At 39.3% G+C, this 21,776-nt stretch carries 18 protein-coding genes, 2 rRNA genes and 1 pseudogene; 10 read left to right on the top strand and 11 right to left on the bottom strand.

Going from position 1 to position 21,776, the window contains the following annotated elements; all coding sequences use genetic code 11:
* From mfd to AYS37_RS00090, 4 genes are all read left to right on the top strand, one after another.
* Positions 1 to 3,000 carry a transcription-repair coupling factor gene (gene mfd, locus AYS37_RS00105; protein WP_000616380.1) on the top strand — a complete coding sequence of 1,000 codons (3,000 nt, stop codon included), beginning with the start codon at positions 1 to 3 and terminating at the stop codon, positions 2,998 to 3,000.
* A gap of 124 nt (positions 3,001 to 3,124) precedes the next feature.
* On the top strand, positions 3,125 to 3,628 hold the full coding sequence (locus tag AYS37_RS00100) for a ubiquinol-cytochrome c reductase iron-sulfur subunit (protein ID WP_000763654.1): 504 nt from the start codon (positions 3,125 to 3,127) through the stop codon (positions 3,626 to 3,628).
* 10 nt (positions 3,629 to 3,638) lie between these two features.
* The gene (locus tag AYS37_RS00095) at positions 3,639 to 4,877 is read left to right on the top strand and encodes a cytochrome b (protein ID WP_000807866.1); all 1,239 of its coding nucleotides are present in this window, start codon (positions 3,639 to 3,641) and stop codon (positions 4,875 to 4,877) included.
* Complete coding sequence (locus tag AYS37_RS00090; protein ID WP_000657628.1) at positions 4,874 to 5,731, top strand: cytochrome c1; 858 nt, start codon at positions 4,874 to 4,876, stop codon at positions 5,729 to 5,731. Before AYS37_RS00095 ends, AYS37_RS00090 begins: the two co-directional genes overlap by 4 nt.
* A gap of 115 nt (positions 5,732 to 5,846) precedes the next feature.
* On the opposite strand, the gene AYS37_RS00085 is transcribed toward AYS37_RS00090, so the two are convergent.
* Genes AYS37_RS00085 through AYS37_RS00070 form a run of 4 tightly spaced genes read right to left on the bottom strand, consistent with a single transcriptional unit; the run spans position 5,847 to position 8,555 of the window.
* On the bottom strand, positions 5,847 to 6,578 hold the full coding sequence (locus AYS37_RS00085; RefSeq protein WP_000891104.1) for a hypothetical protein: 732 nt from the start codon (positions 6,576 to 6,578) through the stop codon (positions 5,847 to 5,849).
* The gene (locus tag AYS37_RS08545) at positions 6,571 to 7,467 is read right to left on the bottom strand and encodes a hypothetical protein (RefSeq protein ID WP_000254504.1); all 897 of its coding nucleotides are present in this window, start codon (positions 7,465 to 7,467) and stop codon (positions 6,571 to 6,573) included. The genes AYS37_RS00085 and AYS37_RS08545 overlap by 8 nt, the downstream gene beginning before the upstream one ends.
* A gap of 12 nt (positions 7,468 to 7,479) precedes the next feature.
* Positions 7,480 to 7,683 (bottom strand): hypothetical protein, encoded by a 204-nt coding sequence (locus AYS37_RS00075; protein ID WP_001874405.1) that lies wholly within the window; start codon positions 7,681 to 7,683, stop codon positions 7,480 to 7,482.
* Positions 7,683 to 8,555 (bottom strand): class 1 fructose-bisphosphatase, encoded by an 873-nt coding sequence (locus tag AYS37_RS00070; RefSeq protein ID WP_000384757.1) that lies wholly within the window; start codon positions 8,553 to 8,555, stop codon positions 7,683 to 7,685. Before AYS37_RS00070 ends, AYS37_RS00075 begins: the two co-directional genes overlap by 1 nt.
* A 70-nt stretch (positions 8,556 to 8,625) precedes the next feature.
* Between AYS37_RS00070 and rpe the strand changes: the two genes are divergently transcribed.
* Positions 8,626 to 9,279 (top strand): ribulose-phosphate 3-epimerase, encoded by a 654-nt coding sequence (rpe, locus tag AYS37_RS00065; protein ID WP_000861491.1) that lies wholly within the window; start codon positions 8,626 to 8,628, stop codon positions 9,277 to 9,279.
* Positions 9,257 to 10,120, top strand: a complete 864-nt coding sequence (locus AYS37_RS00060; RefSeq protein ID WP_001874404.1) for a 3'-5' exonuclease — start codon at positions 9,257 to 9,259, stop codon at positions 10,118 to 10,120. Before rpe ends, AYS37_RS00060 begins: the two co-directional genes overlap by 23 nt.
* 39 nt (positions 10,121 to 10,159) lie before the next feature.
* Here AYS37_RS00060 and AYS37_RS08865 read toward each other — a convergent pair whose 3' ends face one another.
* The 4 genes and pseudogenes from AYS37_RS08865 to AYS37_RS00040 form a co-directional block, all read right to left on the bottom strand.
* Positions 10,160 to 10,285 carry a hypothetical protein gene (locus AYS37_RS08865; protein ID WP_001874403.1) on the bottom strand — a complete coding sequence of 42 codons (126 nt, stop codon included), beginning with the start codon at positions 10,283 to 10,285 and terminating at the stop codon, positions 10,160 to 10,162.
* Between the two features lie 105 nt (positions 10,286 to 10,390).
* Complete coding sequence (locus AYS37_RS00050) at positions 10,391 to 10,888, bottom strand: hypothetical protein (protein ID WP_000002007.1); 498 nt, start codon at positions 10,886 to 10,888, stop codon at positions 10,391 to 10,393.
* A gap of 15 nt (positions 10,889 to 10,903) precedes the next feature.
* Positions 10,904 to 11,506: a hypothetical protein gene (locus AYS37_RS00045; protein WP_000506613.1), complete on the bottom strand. Its 603-nt coding sequence runs from the start codon at positions 11,504 to 11,506 to the stop codon at positions 10,904 to 10,906.
* Positions 11,507 to 11,694: 188 nt separating this feature from the next.
* Positions 11,695 to 13,251, bottom strand: a pseudogene (locus tag AYS37_RS00040) (DEAD/DEAH box helicase family protein); the annotation flags it as partial.
* 250 nt (positions 13,252 to 13,501) lie between these two features.
* Here AYS37_RS00040 and AYS37_RS00035 point away from each other — a divergent pair.
* Complete coding sequence (locus tag AYS37_RS00035; protein WP_001155604.1) at positions 13,502 to 14,350, top strand: biotin synthase; 849 nt, start codon at positions 13,502 to 13,504, stop codon at positions 14,348 to 14,350.
* Positions 14,350 to 15,228 (top strand): YihY/virulence factor BrkB family protein, encoded by an 879-nt coding sequence (locus AYS37_RS00030; protein WP_001206567.1) that lies wholly within the window; start codon positions 14,350 to 14,352, stop codon positions 15,226 to 15,228. The genes AYS37_RS00035 and AYS37_RS00030 overlap by 1 nt, the downstream gene beginning before the upstream one ends.
* A gap of 671 nt (positions 15,229 to 15,899) precedes the next feature.
* Here the strand turns inward: AYS37_RS00030 and AYS37_RS00025 are convergent.
* The 3 genes from AYS37_RS00025 to AYS37_RS00015 all read right to left on the bottom strand — a co-directional run bounded on the left by AYS37_RS00025 (position 15,900) and on the right by AYS37_RS00015 (position 19,823).
* On the bottom strand, positions 15,900 to 16,403 hold the full coding sequence (locus AYS37_RS00025; protein WP_000259663.1) for a hypothetical protein: 504 nt from the start codon (positions 16,401 to 16,403) through the stop codon (positions 15,900 to 15,902).
* Between the two features lie 178 nt (positions 16,404 to 16,581).
* Positions 16,582 to 16,699: ribosomal RNA gene (gene rrf / locus AYS37_RS00020) — 5S ribosomal RNA — on the bottom strand.
* Between the two features lie 236 nt (positions 16,700 to 16,935).
* Positions 16,936 to 19,823: ribosomal RNA gene (locus AYS37_RS00015) — 23S ribosomal RNA — on the bottom strand.
* A 1,035-nt stretch (positions 19,824 to 20,858) separates the two neighbouring features.
* Here AYS37_RS00015 and AYS37_RS00010 point away from each other — a divergent pair.
* Complete coding sequence (locus AYS37_RS00010; protein WP_000057817.1) at positions 20,859 to 21,299, top strand: hypothetical protein; 441 nt, start codon at positions 20,859 to 20,861, stop codon at positions 21,297 to 21,299.
* A gap of 42 nt (positions 21,300 to 21,341) precedes the next feature.
* On the top strand, positions 21,342 to 21,776 hold a 435-nt coding region (locus AYS37_RS00005; RefSeq protein WP_000421832.1), incomplete at its 3' end, for a DUF262 domain-containing protein.

Below are 21,776 nucleotides of genomic sequence, written 5' to 3'. Positions count from 1 at the left end.
ATGATCCAATCTAGTCTTTATAGAGCCTTAAACAAAGGCTTTGATTATCAAATACTCGCTTGTAAGAATTTTAAAGAATCCAAGCTCGCTAAAGAAGTCATAAGCTGTTTTAAGCCAAATACCAAAGCCATTCTTTTCCCGGAGTTTAGGGCTAAAAAAAACGACGATTTGCGTTCGTTTTTTGAAGAATTTTTACAGCTTTTAGGGGGTTTGAGGGAGTTTTATCAAGCCTTAGAAAACAAGCAAGAAACTATCATCATTGCCCCTATTAGCGCGTTATTGCACCCTTTACCCAAAAAAGAACTTTTAGAGAGCTTTAAAATCACTCTTTTAGAAAAATATAACCTTAAGGATTTGAAAGACAAGCTCTTTTATTATGGTTATGAAATTTTAGACTTAGTGGAAGTGGAAGGCGAAGCGAGCTTTAGGGGGGATATTGTGGATATTTATACGCCTAATTCTAAAGCGTATCGCTTGAGTTTTTTTGACACGGAGTGTGAGAGCATTAAGGAATTTGACCCCATTACTCAAATGAGCCTTAAAGAAGATTTGTTAGAAATTGAAATCCCCCCCACGCTTTTTAGTTTGGACGAACCATCCTATAAGGATCTAAAAACAAAAGTGGAGCAAAGCCCCTTAAATAGCTTTTCTAAAGATTTGACCAGTTTTGGTTTGTGGTTTTTAGGAGAAAAAGCAAACGATTTGTTGCATGCCTATAAAAGCGTTATAAGCCCTAAAGCTTTAGAAGAAATTCAAGAATTAGCGAGCTTAAACGAATTGGATTATGAGCGTTTCAAATTTTTAAAGGTTTTAGAAAACGCGCAAGGCTATGAAGATTTAGAAATCCATGCGCATGCCCTAGAAGGCTTTATCGCTTTGCATTCAAATCATAAAATCACGCTCCTAGCCCCCAATAAAACGATTTTAGATAATGCGATAAGCGCGCTTGAAAGAAGCAATATTGAATGCGTCATCGCCCCCTTTGTGTTAAACTTTAAAACCCCTGATGGGATTTTTATCTCGCTCAATTCCTTTGAAAGGAAGAAAAAACGCCAAAAATCCAAGCTCGCTTTGAATGAACTAAATCCGGGCGAATGGGTGGTGCATGATGATTATGGGGTGGGCGTGTTTTCTCAATTAGTCCAACACAGCGTTTTAGGGAGCAAGAGGGATTTTTTAGAAATCGCTTATTTGGGCGAAGACAAACTGCTATTACCGGTAGAAAACTTGCATCTCATCGCTCGCTATGTGGCGCAAAGCGATAGCGTGCCAGCTAAAGACCGGCTAGGGAAAGGGAGTTTCCTCAAACTGAAAGCTAAAGTCAGGACTAAGCTTTTAGAGATTGCGGGCAAGATTATTGAATTAGCGGCTGAACGCAATTTGATCTTGGGCAAAAAGATGGACACGCATTTAGCGGAGTTGGAAGTCTTTAAATCGCATGCGGGGTTTGAATACACAAGAGATCAAGAAAAGGCCATCGCTGAAATTTCAAAGGATTTAAGCTCTAAGAGAGTGATGGACAGATTGTTGAGTGGGGATGTGGGTTTTGGGAAAACAGAAGTGGCGATGCATGCGATTTTTTGCGCGTTTTTGAACGGCTTTCAAAGCGCGCTAGTCGTGCCTACCACCTTATTAGCGCACCAGCATTTTGAGATTTTAAAGGTGCGTTTTGAAAATTTTGGCGTTAAAGTGGCTCGTTTGGACAGGTATGCGAGCGAAAAAAACAAGCTTTTAAAGGCGGTGGAATTAGGGCAAGTTGATGCGCTAATAGGCACGCATGCAATTTTAGGCGCGAAATTTAAAAACTTGGGCTTGGTGGTGGTGGATGAAGAGCATAAATTTGGCGTGAAACAAAAAGAAGCTTTAAAAGAATTGAGTAAAAGCGTGCATTTTTTAAGCATGTCCGCTACGCCTATCCCACGCACTCTAAATATGGCGCTCTCTCAAATTAAAGGCATTAGCTCTTTAAAAACCCCGCCCACAGACAGAAAACCCAGCCGCACTTTTTTGAAAGAAAAAAATGATGAGCTCTTAAAAGAGATTATTTACAGAGAATTACGCCGTAACGGGCAAATTTTTTACATCCATAACCACATCGCTAGCATTTCAAAAGTCAAAACCAAGCTAGAAGAGTTGATCCCTAAGCTTAAAATCGCTATTTTGCATTCCCAAATTAACGCTAATAAGAGCGAAGAAATCATGCTAGAGTTTGCTAAGGGGAACTATCAGGTTTTATTATGCACTTCTATTGTGGAATCAGGGATTCATTTGCCTAACGCTAACACGATTATTATAGATAATGCGCAAAATTTTGGGCTGGCTGATTTGCATCAATTAAGAGGGCGTGTGGGGAGAGGCAAAAAAGAAGGCTTTTGTTATTTCCTTATAGAAGATCAAAAAAGTTTGAATGAACAGGCTCTAAAACGCTTGCTCGCTTTAGAAAAAAATTCGTATTTAGGCAGTGGGGAGAGTATCGCTTATCATGATTTAGAAATCAGGGGGGGCGGGAATTTGCTCGGGCAAGATCAGAGTGGGCATATTAAAAATATCGGTTATGCACTCTATACGCGCATGCTTGAAGACGCGATTTATGAATTGAGTGGAGGGAAGAAAAGGCTTGAAAAAAGCGTAGAAATCCAACTTGGCGTGAGCGCTTTTTTAAACCCTGAACTCATTGCAAGCGATAGTTTGAGATTGGATCTATACCGCCGTTTGAGTTTGTGTGAAAATGTAGATGAGGTGGGGCAAATCCATGAAGAAATAGAAGACAGGTTTGGCAAAATAGACGATTTGAGCGCTCAATTTTTGCAAATCATTACGCTTAAAATCTTAGCCAACCAGCTTGGCATCATCAAACTTTCTAATTTCAATCAAAACATCACCCTTACTTATAGCGATGAAAATAAGGAGAGCTTAAAAGCCCCAAGCAAAGACGATAACGACATTTTAGAAACCCTTTTGAAACATTTGCGCACTCAAATTTCTTTAAAACGGCGTTAAAAGCGTTTGATTTTAGCCTCAATTTGTTATTTTAAAAAGATTATTAAGAGAGTTTGTTGTAAAATAGGGATTTGCTATGCCTTTAGTCGTTAAAAGGTAATTATCATTAAGGAGTTTTTTAATCATGGCAGATATTCAAAGGCGTGATTTTTTAGGGATGAGCCTTGCTAGTGTTACAGCTATAGGGGCTATAGCGAGTCTGGTAGCGATGAAAAAGACTTGGGATCCGCTTCCAAGCGTTGTTTCAGCCGGTTTTACAACCATAGATGTGGCGAACATGCAAGAAGGGCAGTTTTCCACCGTGGAATGGCGTGGGAAACCGGTCTATATCCTCAAGCGTTCTAAAAAAGAGGGCTTTAATGAAAAGCGCGATTTTAAAGTTGGCGAGAGCGTTTTTACCACAGCCATTCAAATTTGCACGCATTTAGGGTGTATCCCCACTTATCAAGATGAAGAAAAAGGCTTTTTATGCCCATGCCATGGGGGTCGTTTCACTTCTGATGGCGTGAATATTGCCGGCACTCCCCCTCCGCGCCCTTTTGATATCCCGCCTTTTAAAATTGAAGGCACTAAGATCACTTTTGGTGAAGCCGGGGCTGAATACAAGAAAATGATGGCTAAAGCGTAAGGAGAGTTTAATGGCAGAGATAAAAAAAGCGAAGAATTTAGGCGAATGGCTGGACATGCGTCTTGGCACTAACAAGCTTGTTAAAGTGCTAATGACAGAATATTGGATCCCTAAAAACATCAATTTCCTATGGGCCATGGGGGTGATTTTATTGACCCTTTTTGGCGTGCTTGTGATCTCAGGGATTTTCTTGCTCATGTATTACAAGCCTGATGCGAAAATGGCGTTTGATAGCGTGAATTTCACCATCATGCAAGAAGTGGCTTATGGCTGGCTTTGGCGCCACATGCATGCCACGGCAGCGAGCATGATTTTTGTCATCATTTATATCCACATGTTTGTCGGTATCTATTATGGCTCTTACAAAAAGGGCCGTGAGATGATTTGGATTAGCGGGATGATTTTGTTTGTGGTCTTTAGCGCGGAAGCCTTTAGCGGGTATATGCTGCCTTGGGGGCAGATGAGCTATTGGGCTGCAGCAGTTATCACTAATTTATTTGGGGGCATTCCTTTCATTGGGGCTGATGTGGTGGAGTGGATTAGGGGTAATTATGTTGTGGCGGATTCCACTTTAACGCGCTTTTTCATGCTCCATGTGTTTTTACTGCCCATTGCGATCATTCTACTTGTTGGGGTGCATTTTTATTCTTTACGCATCCCGCATGTCAATAACCAAGAAGGCGAAGAAATTGACTTTGAATTGGAAGAGAAAAAATTCATTGAAGGCAAGAAAAAAGAATCTAAAGTCATTCCTTTTTGGCCGGTATTCTTGTCTAAAGATATTTTTGTGGTTTGCGCGTTCATGGTCTTTTTCTTTTACTTGGTGTGTTACCACTACGATTTTGCGATGGATCCCATTAACTTTGAAAGGGCTAACAGCCTTAAAACGCCGCCTCACATTTACCCTGAATGGTATTTCTTATGGAGCTATGAAGTCTTAAGAGGCTTTTTCTTTAGCGCTGATTTAGGGCTAATGGCCTTTGGCGTGGCGCAAGTGATTTTCTTCTTACTGCCCTTTTTAGACAGAAGCCCAGTCGTCGCTCCCGCACACAAACGGCCGGCGTTTATGGTGTGGTTTTGGCTTTTAATCATTGATATGATTGTTTTAACGATCTATGGTAAATTGCCTCCGCTTGGGATTGGTAAATACATTGGTTTATTTGGTTCAATCACTTTTTTAGCCCTTTTCTTTGTGGTATTGCCCATTATCACTATCGCTGAGAGCAAGAAACAAGGGGGTGTTAGATGAAAGAATTTAAGATTTTAATCATCCTTATTGTGGTGGTAGGCGTGATTTATTATGGGGTTGAGCCTTATGCGCATTCGGTGATGCACCCTAAAGTCGCTCCGGCAGATTTTGCTTTCAAGGATTTAGAGCCGATGGATTTAAAAAATGGCGATGCTAATAAGGGCAAACAGCTTGTAGCCGAAAATTGCACCGCTTGCCATGGCATTAAATCCCAAAACATTCCAGCCCCTATGGACAGCCTTAGCGCGAGCAACTCTTTTGGGGTCGTGCCACCGGATTTAAGCCATGTGGCGGGGGTTTTGAATGCGAATTTCTTAGCCCACTTCATCAAAGACCCCGTGAAAACGGCGAAATTGAGCCATAAATTCAACGATGAAAGGCCCTATCCTATGCCGGCGTTTTCTCAATTTAGCAATCAAGATTTGAGCGATATTGTGGCGTATCTCACTTCTATTTTGCCTAAAAGTTTGAGCGATAAGGAAGTGTTTGCCCAAAGCTGTCAAAGGTGCCATAGCCTGGATTATGCGAAAGATAAGGCCTTTAGCGATCCTAAAGATCTAGCCAATTATTTAGGCTCTCATGTGCCTGATTTGTCCATGATGATTAGAGCTAAAGGCGAACATGGCTTGAATATTTTCATCAACGATCCGCAAAAGCTTTTGCCTGGCACGGCTATGCCCAGAGTGGGATTGAGTGAACAAGCTCAAAAACAAGTCATCGCATATTTGGAAAAAGCAGGCGATAGGAAAAAGCATGAAAGGAATACCTTAGGGATTAAGATCATGATTTTCTTTGCGGTGCTGTCGTTCTTGGCTTATGCGTGGAAAAGAAAAGTTTGGAGCGAAGTGCATTGAATTAAAAAGGGGGAGGGAATGTAAGGAGGTTTTTCTATTAGACTGATCATCAATTTCTTTATATTAAAAATAAGCTTGTATTTTACAAGAAATAGATAAATGGGCAATAAACATGCTAATGAGTGAGCGTTTTCAAAAATTCCAAGACATTCTGCTCTCTTAAAATGTGGTTGGGCGAAAAGAAACTTTCAATCTGGTGGTGGTTAGAAAATTCCTTTTTATGTTCATAAGCTTTTCTGATGTAGGGGGCAAACCCAAAAGGGTTTTCTAAATCCTTTAAGGCGTTTTTCAAACTCTCTTCATCTTTATCTAAAGTATCAAAATACTTGAGTAAGACCTCTCTGGTTTCATAACTCAAAATATCTGAGCCTTTAAAAAAAGTGATGTTTGCATTAGCGACTCCATACACATAAATCGCATTGGGTTTAGGCAGGTTTGAATTCCACATGGGGCGAGAAGTTTGAAGGTTTTTTTCACCCTTATCGTTTTTAGAAAACTTGATTTCAATCCCCACCACATAATCAAAAATAAAAACCAAAAAATCAGGGTAATTTTGTGAGCCAAAAGGCTGGTATAAAAAATGGCTTGTAAGGTTTGAAAAAGGGTTTTTAAGAGTGTGTGGGTGGTTTTTTTCTAAAACTTGCTTTTTGAGTTGGTTAAAAGCGGTTTTGATTTCCTTATTAGGCTTTTCTTCAATATGGCTTAATTTTTCTGTTAAATCGCCATTGATTTCGCTAAAGTGTTTTTTTAATTCATTCCTAAATTGGTTTTCAAACTGCTCCCCTGTGCTAGAACTTGCAAAAAACTTTCTTTTATTGGTAATTTCTTGGAACACTTTTTCAAGCATGCATTTCCTTTAATTTGCAATATTCTTCCACAAAATCATAAGTAGAAAACCCTAAAACTTGCGTGTTTTTATGAGCGAGTTTGTTAAAATCAATTTTATGGATAATCCTTAAAGCTTCTTTAGAGTGGGCTTTAATGAAAAAATATTGTCGGTTTTTAATCAGTAAATTTGCATTGGTGATCTTTTCGTTGTAGTCATAAAAGCCTTGTCTCACCACCGCAAAATCCCATTGGTATTTTTCTTTGTTGAAATATTTTAGGGTGTGTGGCGTGTTGTTATGAATGTAAGTAATGAAGTCGTTATGGCGGATTTTAGGGGGTGCAATGATGCGTTCGTCTTTAAGATTTAGGGCGATATTTTTATGCATATAGATTTGAAAAACGCATTTCACATCATAGGGTCGTTCATTAAAAATAAAAGCGTTTTTCTCTAAATCAGCGTTTAAAACCAATTTTGCACGCTTATCAATGTGTTTTTGAATAGAATAGCGTTTGAATAAATTGGGCAAAATAAACGCTGTAATAGGCGCTTCGTTTAAAGATTTGTTTAAAAAATCTAGGGCTAATTTCCCTCTATGCCCAAAAGGAGGGTTGCCAATAATAATACGCTTTTTGTTAAACTCAATCAATTCCAACAGATAATCTTTTTTTTGAATGCCATGAGCTTTAGGGGCAATATCAAGGGCGTCCCAATCAGCAATCCCTAATTCTTTTAGCGCATCAACAAAGCTCCCACTCCCTGCACTTGGCTCTAAAAAATGGAATGCGTTTAAGTCTAGCCCTAGATTTTGAGCAGTGAGATCTTTTAATAAATCCAAACAAAATCGCGCGATTTTGGGGTGGGTGTAAAAAGCGTCTAAATTCTTTTGCAAGGTAGTATTACTAACCATTTTAATCCCATTTTAGTTGAAATCAAACCCGCCCGCTTCGCCTAAACTCATGCTCTCATAAGCCGCATCCACATAGCTGTTGCGGATCTCGCATTTTAAAACCTTCTCGCATTTCAAGCAACTCGTTACTTGCTTTTCTTCTTGGCATGCCTGCAATTTCAAAAGAGCGTCATTAAAACGCTCTTCATATTCTAATTTTTTAGTGCTATTTTGCATCATTCTCCCTTTAAATATTTTTCTAAAATCTGAGCTTCATGCGGACTAGCTAAATAGCATTCGCTTTTTTCATGGTAGCTTTCCACGCTTTGCTCTAGCAAACGCTTTTTAACCCCCTTATCAAAATAAAACGCTTCCCCTTTAGCTTTTTCAACCATCAAGGCCAAAGGAAAGACTTCAAAAAGCTTTCGCAATTTCTTTTGCGGGTAGGAAAACATTCCGCCTTTTTTAATGAGCACATGATGGACATCAGCCACCATAGATCCTGAGTATCGTAAGCGGTAATTTTCTGCAAAAAACCCTTCTAAAGCCTTTTTTAAGCCCAAAGAAAAATCCTTTTGATTGCCTCCGCTAGCGACGATTTTACCCTTATTTTCTAAAACGATGGTTTCTATAAAATGAAACTTGTTTTGATAAAAAGCGTAACGATAAACCTCTTCTAAAGCCACCACTAATTCAATTTTATGCCCAAAAACCACATAAAGGCTTGCAACTAAATTTTGCGCCTTATAATCCTTTTCATAAACCCCTATAATCGTGCCTACTAAGAAATTCGCCTCCATGACTGAACTCCCGTCTAGGGGGTCATAAGCGATCAAATAAGAGCCGTTTTCTTTAGTAACAGGCGTTTCTTTTTCTTCGCTAAAAACGCTTTTGATGTTTTCTAAACTCAAAAAATTTTCTTCTAAAAATTTATCTAGAGCTAAATCCGCTTTAATAGGCGTATCCCCGCTGCTGTTTTCTAGCTTAGTGTAACTCCCAGCGTCCGGCTTTTCTAAAATTTCTTGGGCTTTTTTAACCCCTTTTTCTAAAAGACTGATGATTTCTATAACGATGTTCGCATGCTTGCCTTTAAAATGTTTGTAATCCATAAAAACCCTTTTATGATTTGATTAAAGATGCTAATATTTTACTTTAAAACATTGGAAATAGGGAAGTATTTTGAAAGTAGCTCCGAGCCTTTTGAGCGCTGATTTTATGCATTTAGCCAAAGAGATAGAGAGCGTGAGTAACGCTGATTTTTTGCATGTGGATGTGATGGATGGGCATTATGTGCCTAATTTAACGATGGGGCCTGTGGTTTTAGAGAATGTTACTCAAATGAGCCAAGTGCCTTTAGATGTGCATTTAATGGTAGAAAACGCAAGCTTTTTTGTAGAATTATTTTCTCCTTTAAACCCGCAAATCATCAGCATTCATGCAGAAAATGAAAAGCACCCCCACAGGGTGTTGCAACTCATTAAACATTCAGGCATCACGCCAGGCATTGTTCTAAACCCCCACACGCATGAAGAAAGTATTAAATACTTGCTAGAAAGCGTGGGGCTAGTGCTTTTAATGAGCGTGAATCCGGGCTTTGGTGGGCAGAAGTTTTTAGATCTGGTGCTAGAAAAATGCCTGAAAGTCAAGGAATTGATTAGGCGCTACAATCCTGGCTGTCTTTTAGAAGTGGATGGGGGCGTGAATGATAAAAATATCTTTGAACTCCAACAAGCGGGCGTGGATGTGGTGGTTTCAGGGAGTTATATTTTTAAATCCAAAGATCGTAAGCTGGCTATTGAAGGCTTACAGAATGTCAGACAGCCTCTTGCATAAAGACATCCAAGCCCTAATCGCTCGCTTAAAGTGCCAGGATTTAAACTTAAGCACGCTAGAAAAATCGCTCTCTCGCCTTATTCATGATGAAATCAATTTGGAATATTTAAAAGCGTGCGGGCTTAATTTCGTAGAAACGAGCGAAAATTTAATCACGCTCAAAAACCTTAAAACCCCCCTTAAAGATGAGGTTTTTTCTTTTATTGATTTAGAGACCACCGGCTCTTGCCCCATAAAACATGAAATTTTAGAAATTGGGGCCGTGCAAGTGAAGGGAGGGGAAATTATCAATCGTTTTGAAACCCTTGTGAAAGTCAAAAGCGTGCCTGATTATATCGCTGAGCTTACAGGCATCACTTATGAAGACACCCTAAACGCCCCAAGCGCACATGAAGCTTTGCAAGAATTGCGGCTTTTTTTAGGCAATAGCGTGTTTGTGGCCCATAACGCTAATTTTGATTACAACTTTTTAGGGCGTTATTTTGTAGAAAAATTGCATTGCCCCTTATTAAATTTAAAGCTTTGCACTTTGGATTTATCCAAACGCACTATTTTGTCCATGCGTTATTCTTTGAGCTTTTTAAAAGAGCTTTTAGGGTTTGGCATAGAAGTCAGCCACAGAGCCTATGCGGACGCTTTAGCAAGCTATAAACTCTTTGAAATATGCTTGTTAAACTTGCCCAGCTACATCAAAACCACAATGGATTTGATTGATTTTTCCAAATGTGCTAACACCTTGATCAAAAGACCCCCAAAGGCCAGATACCAAGAGATTCCACCGCCATTTTCTCTTTTTGAAAGGACAAAGGGCTTGTTAAATATCATAAAAGCGACCAGTTAAACGAAAGCTGTTTAAGTGGGTTTGATTAGGGGCGAAAATTTAGCATATCCATTTGATACTTTTGATATTGCCAAGCACTTTTATCTTTTCGCTGACTTCGCAATCATCGTATATCTTTTTGTATTCTTGTATGATATTGACTTCATCGTTGTTTTTATTTTTCATGCTCATGCTAGGATTATACTAAAAAAAATAAGATTATGGTATAGTTCGGTACCGTTTGTTTTTTAAAGCAAGGAAGCCCCTTATAAATAGGGGTTTTTTTGTGGGTTATTTTTTAGCTTGTTTTAGCTTGGCTACTTCTTGCTGTAACTTTTTAATCTTTTTGTTCAATACAATAATCAACGCCTCTCCTTTCATCTGCCTATTCAATAATCCCACTATCATGCTCTTATTGTAATTAATCATTTTTACTATGCTTTGAAGTGTGGCTGGGTCGTATGGATCAAAATAGATGCTATCAACCACCTTATTTACTTCATCAATAGTCCCACCCATTTTGTATTGCGTAACGCCATTTTTATCTTTGTATTCTTTTATTGATAACATATCGCTATACTCACCGCTAAAACCTAGATTAAATACCACTGCTAATCCTAGCATTATCGCTTTAATTTTCATTGGTTGCTCCTTCACTGTTGTTTTGCCCTCTTTTGCTACATAAGCTAAATTAGTGCCTAAATATTTTTTCCAAATCGCATCTTGCGTTTGTGGGACTAATAAACCTGGTATGGTTACATGGGGTGTTGCTCGTAATAAATTAGCCATTGTTGTGTCCTTTGCTTATAATCTTACTTTGATAACATAGCAGTCTTTAAAGATTGTCTGCGTGGGGTTATTCGTATCAAATACGATCTGCTTGCCCTCGATCACATTGCTTCTTAAAGATACTTTTTGAGAGCCAAAATTTTCCACGCCAGTCGTTTCTAAAGTGTAGCACTGATTGGTTTTATTCCAACTGATTAATTGCCTACTCGCTTGCCCTAGAAAACTTAAATCGCATGGCAAGAATACTTCCACACCACTGCCAATTTCGGCTACATAGCTTGTCTGCGTTGGTCTTAATGCGGGCGCTTTATCGCCTGGCATTACAAAGTCGGTAATGTTATGAATGATAACACCACCAAACACACCATTATTTCCAATAGGTGTTTCGCTAATGTTTAACACATTTGGGTTAAGTCCTACTAATCCGCTCGCTTGTTTAGCGCCTATTTGTAACGCTACTGGCTGGGCTGGTAATAACACATTGCCAGTAGAATTTAGCGCGGTTACTAGGTTATTCAAATACATTTCATAAGTCAAAAAGCCCGCTATCGGCTTAATGCTTGTTTGCTGATTAAAATGACCATTGTAAGTCGTTGTTTGATTTACATTAAATCCCATTGTCGTTTCCTTATTTAGATTTACCAAGCTTTAAAGCTCACGCCTTTTTCAATGGTTACCCAACCATTGTTACTTGGGGCGTGGCGTTTATTTTGTTGCTTGTTGGCTTCATCGTTTAATGCGCGCACTCTTTGAATGGTTTCATTAAACACTTTTTTAGTAAAGGCACTGCCTAGCTCTTTTAATTTATTTTTGTCTTTTGTGTTGCTCGCATAGTAGCATTTGAAACGCTTGGTGGGTGTTAAGGGGATAGTTGTTTTTTCCTTTTCAATTAATCCTAATCCTAACTCTCGTAATTCTTCTTTTAATTTAGTGATAAATTCGCTGTCATAAATGGCATGGTAGTCTAACCTTTCTAACGCGCTTAAGGGGTTAGAAAGATCAAATTTGCGTTGGTAAAACTCTATGCGGCTTGGCTTGAAATCGTTATAGCTAAAGGGGTAGTATCTCGCTCCTCGCCCTATGAGCTGGGCGTCTTTAATGGTGTCTTTTTGATTCGCTTTGTTTTTAAGCCTGACAATGTCAAACAAATTCAACACATCCCAGCCTTCATTGAGCTTATCCACGCTAAAAATCACTCTTTTAGGGTTGTCTCTGTCTTCTAGGGAGTTTAATAAAAGCATGCCTTTTTCTAATTCTTTTTCGTTGTTGGTGTTAATTTGAACGCTTTCTTTGAATTTATTTTGTAGAAGTGCGACAAGATTAGGGGTGTGGTTTTGCTTGTCAAAAAAGTTTTTAGCGTCTTTAAAAAAAGCGTTGCGGCTGTAATGGAAAAAATTTTCTAAATCTAAAGGGCTTAAATTTTCTAAAAAGGCGTTGAAGTGCTCTTGATTTGCCTTGCTGTCTTCAATCCTTTCGCTTTTAAACAAAATACAGGGTTTAAAGTTTTCAATATTGTGGTGTTGGGCTAGTAATTCTTTATACAAACTGGAAACGCATGCCCCTAAAAAGCACGTTTCTAATTCTTTATTTTCATAAGAAAGGGAGTAGATGTTTTTGCAAAATTTATCCTCGCTAAATTCTTTTAAGGTGTAAGTTGCCACCTTTAAGTTTTTATATTTTTCTTCAACGCTTTTTTCATTAGGGATAGTGGCGCTAAATTCCAGCAATAAATTGTCTTTATTTTGTTCTAGGGCTAATTTCACCATGCTTTCCCAGTTGCGTTTTTCACTAGCCTCACTATCATTTAATTTCTTTTTAGTTTCTGTGTTTAAATGGTGCGCTTCATCCGCTAAAAAAACCAATTTCTGATCTTTTAAATCCTCTATGGTGATAGCGTTTTCTTTAGCTCTAGTGAATAATGAAAACAAGCCTTGAATGGTGCTAAAATAAATGTTGATAGCGTTGTTATGGCTCTCGTTCAAATTATTGATGCTTTTAATTTCTGTGTTTTCATCATTGATGTTGATATTCTCGCTAAAAAGGTATTTTGATGAAACGCTGTCTGTGAAATTCAATTTCGTTTTTTCTAAAATGCTGGTGCTGTTCACAAAAAAGATAAAGTTTTGATAGCCTTGCTTATAGCATTCTAAAATCAAACCCGCCATCACTAAGGTTTTGCCGCTACCGGTGGCCATTTCAAACATGAAATGCTTTTGAGTTGGGTGGGATTGGCGTTTTTCTAAATAATTATATATCGCTTTTTTTTGATAATCTCTAAGCTCTTTTTTTAAATTACTGGTGATGTGGGTGGGTAGCTCTATTTCTTTATTATTGGGCGCGTTATTTAACGCATGATTTTTTATGGCTGATTGGGGGGGGGTAACTTTGAATGGATGAATCTTGCATGAAATCCCTTAATGAAAAAGTGAGAAAATTATAGCGTAAAGTTTTGAGATTGACTTTAGAGGCGCTAGCGAACAATTGAATTAAAATCAAATAAAGTTTTAGTTTTAATATTTAATGGAATAAAGCCCTTAAAATCAAAAGCACTTCTTTTTCTTTGCTATAATCAACCTAAAAAAACCAATATTTTTAACCAAACAAAGGATTACGATGCAAGAGATTTTTTTATGCTCTATTTCCAATGTGCGCAGTGGGGATTGCAAGGAAGATTGCGCTTATTGCACGCAAAGCTCACACCATCAAGGAGCGATTAAGCGCTATAAATTCAAAGATGAAAAAGTGGTTTTACAAGAGGCTAGGGCTTTAAGGGAGTTAGGGGCTTTAGGGTTTTGTCTGGTTACTTCAGGGCGCGAATTAGACGATGAAAAATGCGAATACATCGCTAAATTAGCTAAAGCCATCAACAAAGAAGAATTGGGCTTGCATTTAATCGCATGCTGCGGGCGTGCGGATTTGGAGCAATTAGAGTTTTTAAGAGATGCGGGCATTCACAGCTATAACCACAATTTAGAGACTTCGCAAAATTTCTTCCCTAAAATTTGTTCCACGCACACATGGGAAGAAAGGTTTATCACATGCGAAAACGCTTTAAGGGCGGGGTTAGGCTTGTGCAGTGGGGGGATTTTTGGGCTTAATGAGAGCTGGGAAGATCGGATTGAAATGCTTAGAGCCTTAGCTTCGCTCTCCCCGCACACCACACCCATTAATTTTTTCATTAAAAACCCGGTATTGCCCATTGATGCAGAGACTTTAAGCGCAGATGAAGCCCTAGAATGCGTGCTTTTGGCTAAAGAGTTTTTGCCTAACGCTAGGCTTATGGTGGCTGGGGGGCGTGAAGTGGTGTTTAAAGATAACGACAAAAAGGAAGCCAAGCTTTTTGAATACGGCATCAATGCGGTGGTGCTAGGGGACTATTTGACCACCAAAGGCAAAGCCCCTAAAAAAGATATAGAAAAACTGCTCTCTTATGGCTTGACAATGGCGACAAGCTGTCATTGATGAGGGAATTTTTTAAAAGCGTTAGAGGGTTTTTACGCCTTCTTATAATGATTTTCCCCAAGCGCTTTCAAAACGCCTTTTTGGGCTTGAGCGAATTGTTTTACTACGCTTCTAGCTTGAGTTTTTATACGATTTTGTCTTTATCGCCTATTTTGTTGTTTGTGTTTAGCCTTTTTGTGTCTCATTATTTGCAAGCGCACAGCGGTGAAATGGAAGCCTTGATTTTCCCTAACGCTCCTAAACTCATTGGCGCGATTAAGGATTTTTTAGAAAATTTTAAAAAAACAGACATGACTTTAGGCACGCTTGAAGAGGTGTCCATTGTGGTGGCGTTGGTGCTTTTTTGTGAAAATTACCGCTCCATCGCATCAAAAATTTTTCAAGCAAAGCCCAGAGATTATGCGCATTTTAAGGGTAAAGAAATCTTTTTATTTTGGGGGTTTGGCACGACTTTAGTGTTTTTATTCGCTCTGCCTTTGGTGGTGTTTTTTGATATTAAGATCCAAGTGTTTTTTGAAGATAAAGATTCAAGCCTGTTGCATGTTTTAAGATGGATAGGCACTTACGCATTTTTTTTGATCCTTTTTACCATTCCCACGAATAAGGTGTTTAAACATTATTTTTGGGTGTTTTTATGGGTGTTTTTTACGAGCGTTTCTTGGCATGTGTTAAAATGGGCTTTCACTTATTATGTGTTGTATAATCGCACTTACCATGAGCTTTATGGGAGCGTTTCTATTTTGTGGTTTTTGATGAGCTGGGTGTATGTGAGCTGGCTTGTGATTTTAATTGGCATGTATGGGTGCAAGGTGTGTGATGCATTCGATCCTAAAGAAGTGTTTAAGAAATTTTTAGGCTTTTTTAAAAAAGAAACTTGATGAAAAAGTTTTCTTTTAGATCGGTTCTAAAAATCTAAACGCAAACCCCACAACACCCCAACTAACAATTTAAAAATAAAAGAAATAAAAAGCAACACTAACGAAATAAAGAATAAAATCTAAAACGCTAGAAGCGTTTTTTACAATCAAACCAAAGAGCTTGGTTATAAAGCGATAATTTTTTAGAGAATAAAACTTTCTAAAAATATTTTCTTGGTGCTCTTTAGAATTTAAGTGCAGTTTAGGGATTTTAAAAAAACTTCATAAACTTCCTTTTAAAAGAAGCTTAGATAAGAGTTCTATAAATAATTACATTCTCTAAAGATTAAAACTTTTTTCTTAAATCCATGTTTAATTGATGCGGACTCTTTTCTCACCAAAGGTATTAAACTTTCTAAAAAATTGGATTTTAGATCTTATGTTATGATTTTAAGTTTTATTTTATCGCTTCAGATTTTATTTTATGATTTTAGATTTTATTTTGTTTTCAAACTCGTTTTCTTAAATCTCTAAAAAACTTTGAATAAAACAACCAAACCCCAATAAACCACCTAAACAAACAAAACAATGAGTCAATAATGAAATAAGATAAAAAGCAAGACTAAAAAACATTTCCCTATCCCTGCACCGACCTACTTTCCCACCCTTGAAAAGGGTAACATGTGAGATTTTTAAACTAAGACAACTCTTTCACCTTTGGCTTTTAAGGCTTCTTGCACCTTTTCATACCACCCCATAATGATTTGCGAGGTTTCTGTCCCCGGACTTACGCACTTATTTAAAGTGCCTCTACCCTGTGGGATCGTCTGCCCCTCTTTTGCCCAATCTAAAATCTTAACGGGTCGCCTGTAATGTATCCAATCCACTAAAGGGTCTTCTTCTTCGCTAACACATAATGCCCGATCTTTGTGAATGTTATACGCCCCGCCGATGACTTGTGCGAGTGCTACAAGTTGTTGTCCATGCTTGATGGCTACAATGTCATTCACCCGCATCACTTCTAAAAAATCTCTAATTTGTCCTTTGCTCTCTTCCCAATCCGCTAAACCAATGAAGTGGTATTCTTCTAAAATTTGGCACACATCATGCACATCCCATCTTACTTGCAGATGTTGCTGATGGATTTGCATGTGCCAAAATTCTTGAAAAGGAATGCTTGAAACATCTACGACCATAAAAACCTCCTAATTGTTGGTATTCTCTACCCATTTTCTTAATTGCCCATACCTCTCATCTCCAGAAACCGAGAAACTGAGAAACTCTAGCGTAAAAAACTAAATAACCCCTAAACAAACAAAACAATGAGTTAATAATGAAATTAAATAAAAAGCAAGATTAAAAAACATTTCCCTATCCCTGCACCGACCTACATTCCCACTCTTGAAAAGAGCAGTATTATCAGCGATGAAGAGCTTGACTTCCAGGTTCGGAATGGTTAACTGGGTAGTTCCTCTTCTCTAAAGGCACAAGGAAAAGGGAGCTAAAGATAAAAACGCATTTACCCTTAACTCCCCTTTCTCTTTATAGGGAGCTGTTTTTCAACAGAGAAGATCGTCAATAGCCTTTAACTTTAAACCATTGAGATAGTATCTCATTCTTCATTAAAGTTCAATCCTATAAAAGTCTTCATAAAACTCCAACTCTCTTACACTCAGTAAGGCAGTGGTAACTTATTCGCACTTATTGCCGTTATCTTATCAAAAAGCAAAAAACAAGCCAAACGCTCTATTAGTAGTAGTCAGCTAAACGCATTACTGCGCTTACACATCTACCCTATCAAGCACATAGTCTTTGTGCGAGCTTCAGGGAAAGTTTATCTTGGAGTTGGCTTCCTGCTTAGATGCTTTCAGCAGTTATCACATCCGTGTGTAGCTACCCAGCGATGCTCTTGGCAGAACAACTGGTGCACCAGTGACACGTCCATCCCGGTCCTCTCGTACTAGGGACAGCTCTCCTCAACTTTCCTACGCCCACGGCAGATAGGGACCGAACTGTCTCACGACGTTCTGAACCCAGCTCGCGTACCGCTTTAAATGGCGAACAGCCATACCCTTGGGACCTGCTCCAGCCCCAGGATGCGATGAGCCGACATCGAGGTGCCAAACCTCCCCGTCGATGTGAGCTCTTGGGGGAGATCAGCCTGTTATCCCCGGGGTACCTTTTATCCTTTGAGCGATGGCCCTTCCACACAGAACCACCGGATCACTATGACCGACTTTCGTCTCTGCTTGACTTGTATGTCTTACAGTCAGGCTGGCTTGTGCCATTACACTCAACTTGCGATTTCCAACCGCAATGAGCCAACCTTTGCAAGCCTCCGTTACTTTTTAGGAGGCGACCGCCCCAGTCAAACTACCCACCAAGCATTGTCCTGCCTGTGGATAACACAGGCCAGTTAGCTAACAGAAACATCAAGGGTGGTATCTCAAGGATGGCTCCATAAGAGCCAAAGCCCTTACTTCAAAGCCTCCCACCTATCCTGCGCATGATATTCCCATTAGCAGTGCTAAGTTGTAGTAAAGGTCCACGGGGTCTTTCCGTCTTGCCGCGGGTAGGAGGAATTTTCACCTCCACTACAATTTCACTGAATCTCTGGTTGAGACAGCTCCCATCTCGTTACGCCATTCATGCAGGTCGGTATTTAACCGACAAGGAATTTCGCTACCTTAGGACCGTTATAGTTACGGCCGCCGTTTACTCGGGCTTCAATTCAACGCTTCATCTTGCGACTGACGCATCCTCTTAACCTTCGAGCACCGGGCAGGCGTCACACCTTATACTTCCTCTTACGAGTTGGCAAAGTGCTGTGTTTTTGGTAAACAGTCGGGAGGGACTCTTTGCTGAGACCACATCGCTGTGGCACACCTTATCGCGAACTTACGGTGCTAGTTTGCAGAGTTCCTTAACCAGAGTTCTTTCACGCGCCTTAGAATACTCATCTCATCTACCTGTGTCGGTTTGCGGTACGGACGACTATGGATATGCTTAGAGGCTTTTCTTGGCACGACGGTATCAGCGATTCTCCCTTTGTCCTAAAAGGACTCAAAGAGCCTGTTTGGGTTTCAAATACAGAGGTGGATTTGCCTTCCCTCCAATCTACGCCCTTAGACTAGCGCTTCCATCAGCTAGCTCGCTTAACCCTATGCGTCCCCCCATCACGCTCCATAAGTCGGTATTGGAATATTAACCAATTTGCCATCACCTACCCCTTTCGGACTCGGCTTAGGACCCGACTAACCCTACGATGACGACCATCGCGTAGGAAACCTTAGATTTACGGCGGATACAATTCTCATATATCTTATCGTTACTCATTCCTGCATGCTCACTTCATACCGCTCCAGCACTCCTTACCGGTATACCTTCAACGCTGGTATGAACGCTCTTCTACCACTGTGTTTAACACAATCTACAAATTCGGTGTCTATCTTAGCCCCGTTATATTTTCAGCGCATGACCACTAGACCAGTGAGCTGTTACGCTTTCTTTAAAGGATGGCTGCTTCTAAGCCAACCTCCTGGTTGTTTGAGTAGCCACACATCTTTTTCCACTCAGAATAGAACTTAGGGACCTTATTTGGTAGTCTGGGTTGTTCCCCTTTTGACGATTGATTTTATCACCCACCGCCTGACTCCCAAGATACGATAAAAGGTATTCGAAGTTTGATAGGGTTTGGTACCGCGGCGAGCAGCCCTAGCCCAATCAGGGCTCTACCCCCTTTTATTATCACTTGAGGCTATACCTAAATATATTTCGAAGAGAACCAGCTATCACTAAGTTTGTTTGGCCTTTCACCCCTATCCACAGCTCATCCCAACCCGTTTCAATGGGTACGAGTTCAGTCCTCCACGCGCTATTACACGCGTTTCAACTTGGCCATGGATAGATCACTTAGCTTCGGGTCTGCAGCATCTGACTTGTTCGCCCTATTAAGACTCGCTTTCGCTACGGCTTCGCATTCGCTTAACCTTGCCAGATACCACAACTCGCAGGATCATTATGCAAAAGGCAGTCCATCACCCTGATAAATCATAGGGCTCTGAATGATTGTAAGCAGATGGTTTCAGGTTCTATTTCACTCCGCTCACTGCGGTTCTTTTCACCTTTCCCTCACGGTACTTGTTCGCTATCGCTCAAAGAGTAGTATTTAGGGTTGGAGAGTGGTCTCCCCGGCTTCAACCTGGATTCCTCGTGTCCTGGCCTACTCTGGATACTGCTACCTAAGAACGCCTTGTCGCATACAAGGCTATCACTTTCTATGGCTTACCTTTCCAGGTAACTCTGCTAAAGCGTTCTCTTGGATGTTGCAGTCCTCAACCCCGAATGCAAGCACTCGGTTTGCCCTTTTCCCCGTTCGCTCGCCACTACTTAGGGAATCTCGTTGATTTCTTTTCCTCTAGTTACTGAGATGTTTCACTTCACTAGGTTCGCTCTCTATTAAAGAGTAACTAATATCTCTATTAGTTGGGTTGCCCCATTCGGACATCTACGCATCAAAGCTCCTTGACAGCTCCGCATAGCTTATCGCAGTCTAGTACGTCCTTCATCGCCTCTCTTTGGCAAGGCATCCGCCATCTGCTCTTAAAAGCTTGTTTTAAATTTTAAAATATCCTTTAAAACCCGCCCTTTTATAATGAATAACGACAATTGCACGAATATTCTTCAGCGCTACCACTGCCTTAATGAATATAAGACAGAGTTATTGTAGTTTTACTTTACTTTTACATAGGCTATTAACAATGTTAAATCAAATAACTTCGTTTTTCTTTAAAAACTTGCTATAATCGCTCTTGAATGTTAAACCCTTTAAGAAGACTAAAAATGCTTGATCCCTAATCTTTTTTGATCGCCAAGTTTAATCAGCTAGTGGGCTTTATATTAAAGCTTTTAGCTTTTAGAACTTGCTTGAGTGGTTTCAAATTAAAGAACTTTTAAAGCTTGTCTTTAAAAACGAAATGTAATTATAGACATGTAATGCTTAAAGTTTGCTTAAAGTTTTTGGAATGTGAAAGAAATTTTAGAGTTTGAAAGAAAATTGAGAGTCGGAAAGGAATTTTAGAGTTTGGAAGGAATTTTAGAGTTTGGAAGGAATGGATAAAAGTTATTGGAAATGATTGGGGAGTGATTGGAATTAAGGGGGTAGAGAATAAAGCTTTAAAATAAACACATCATTAAATCAAACACATCGTTAAATTAAATCAAACATATCATTAAATAAAACAAATGCATCATAAAATAAAACAAATGCATCACCATTTAAAATAAGATAAAACGCATCATCATTTAAAATAAGATAAAACGCACCATTAACCATTGATTAAATACCACTAGATACAACACTCTAAGTCATCTTTTTTTCAAAAAAGGGGTAGAAATGGCATTCAATCATTCAACCATTCAATCATTCAACCATTCAATCATTCAATCATTCAATCACCCAAGCAATCAAGTAATCAAGTAACGCTACCATAACTTTTACCAAAACCGATTTAAAATCTTTTACCTTTTATTATTCCCTCTATTATTAACCTTTTCATTAACCCACACCGCAATCTTTTTAAAGAATTTGATTCCATAAGCCCCATTTTTAAACCAGTGGGGCTTACAGAGTTAAATTCAAAGGAGAGACGATGGCTCAGTTAGAAGATTTGAAAGCGCATGAAAAATACAATTTGTTGTTGTGCATGGTTTCAGGCGCGTATAAAGGAACCATTCCAGGAAATGAGGATTTTAAAGAGTGGTGCGATGAATGCACTTTGACAGGTTTTCGTCCAAGAATGGGCAAAGCGGCTCAGCACAAGCATTTTGAACTCATGCGTAAAGCGGATTATATCATTGGCATTGTGAATGAGGATTCAACGACTAGAGGGACTGAAGTCCAACGGAGCGTTTTTGCCCTAAAGATTGACCATTACACTATTGGGATTGATGAAGAGGGAGCACTAAAGGTTGAGGGCGTTTGCACTCAAAAAGGGAGCCAAGAATACGAAGAATTAGTCAATAAAAACACTTGGCATTTCACGCACAGCACCCGACTTGGACAACCAAAATTGATTGAGCGAAAAAATTAAAGAATTATGGGTTTTTACCCATAAATTTATGAAAGGATTTTAATGGAATTGTTAAATTTAGACGGAGTGATTGAAAAAGGCGTGTTTGAAATCCCCAGCTATCAAAGGGGGTATGCATGGCAGGATAGGCAATTGAAGGATTTTTGGAACGATTTAGAGCATGTCTCTAAGCTGGGAGATAAATTCCATTACATGCATAGTTTAACCTTAAGAGAGACTGAAAATGAGCTTGAAAGCAGCGCGTTTGAAATCATAGACGGCCAGCAACGATTGGCTACAAGCCTGATTTTACTGGGTCTTTTAGCCAAGATTACCCAAAACAAAGACCCAAAGTATTCTTTAATCAACCTTGAACCCATTCTGTCCTATAAGTATTATGGTTTGAGTGAAGCTTTTAGGGCGATCACTGAAGAAGAAAAGGATCTGGAAGCGTTCAAAACTTCTTTTTACGCTAAAAATCTTATTGAGGCTTATGCA

Origin of the sequence: Helicobacter pylori NQ4053, from assembly GCF_000274605.1 — a bacterium.
Lineage (GTDB): Bacteria > Campylobacterota > Campylobacteria > Campylobacterales > Helicobacteraceae > Helicobacter > Helicobacter pylori_CV.
Note: the sequence above shows the minus strand (reverse complement) of the source record. Positions and strands in the feature narration are given on the sequence as shown.